The sequence below is a fragment of the uncultured Thermomonas sp. genome (assembly GCF_937872235.1).
Lineage (GTDB): Bacteria > Pseudomonadota > Gammaproteobacteria > Xanthomonadales > Xanthomonadaceae > Thermomonas > Thermomonas beijingensis.
In genome coordinates this window covers 1-1,008 of sequence record NZ_CALMPC010000125.1, presented here as the reverse complement: position 1 = coordinate 1,008, position 1,008 = coordinate 1, and the positions used below count along the sequence as shown (strand labels likewise).

Genomic DNA, 1,008 nt, shown 5'->3' with positions numbered 1-1,008 from the left:
GCGGCGGCAGCTGCAATGTGGCGATCCAGTGCCGCAACACGCGGGCGCGGCGCGATGGAGCCAGCTGCAGCAAGCCCGTCACACGCAAGGTGTGGGCATCCACCGCAACCTCGGTCAGTGCCTTGCTATCCTCGATGTGCAGCAACTGTGCGGCATCGGTACAAAGTGCGGCGCTGCGGGCGAAGGCCGCCGCCGCGTGCGGCCAGCGCTGGTGCAGCATCGGCAACACCTGATTGCGCAGGAAATTGCGATCAAACCCGGTGTCGGTGTTGCTGGGGTCGTCGATCCAGTGCAGGTCTTCGCGCTGTGCAAGTGCCTGCAACTGTTCGCGCGGGAAATTCAACAACGGCCGCCATAACCAGCCGTGCGCGAATGCGCGCCAATCGCGCATCGCCGCCAGCCCATCCACCCCGGAGCCGCGCAGGGCCCGCAGCAGGAAGGTTTCGGCTTGATCGTCCTGATGATGGGCCAACACCAGAATGTCATCGGTCGCCATGGCGTTGGCAAATGCCGCATGTCGCGCCGCCCGCGCCGCAGCTTCCAAACCCAGCCCGCTGCGGCTATCCACCTGTACTCGCGCCAGCGTCAATGGCACCGACAAGGCATCACACGCGCGTTGGCAATGTGCGGCCCACTGATCGGCCGCTGGGTGCAAGCCGTGATGCACGTGAACCGCACGCAAGCCCTGCCTTCGCACGGCGGCATCACTGGCAAGCAGATGCAGCAACACCGTCGAATCCAGACCGCCGCTGAAGCCGACAAGAAGGGGGTACGGCGCGGGCAAGATGAACTTCAACGGGGCCAAGTCTTGGATGCGGGCAGGCAACAATCGGATGGTGCGCCGAGCAATACTCAGCGCTCATTCCAGCGTATCAAATGCCTATTTGAAAACGTCAATCCGCGACGCAGGTGCCATTGGCGAGCCGGTCTTGCAGGTATAGGCCGTAGCGAATGCGGGTTGCTGCATCAGCGGCACATTGGCGCGCCATTGGCCGGGTGCGCGCACGT

The 1,008-nt window shown here is 64.1% G+C and carries 1 protein-coding gene; it reads right to left on the bottom strand.

All coding sequences use genetic code 11. The annotated features are described in order from the left end of the window. Nucleotides 1-805, bottom strand: an 805-nt coding sequence (tilS, locus tag QWB57_RS10790; protein WP_288969525.1) for a tRNA lysidine(34) synthetase TilS, incomplete at its 3' end; no start/stop codon positions are given. Between the last annotated feature and the right edge of the window lie 203 nt (nt 806-1,008).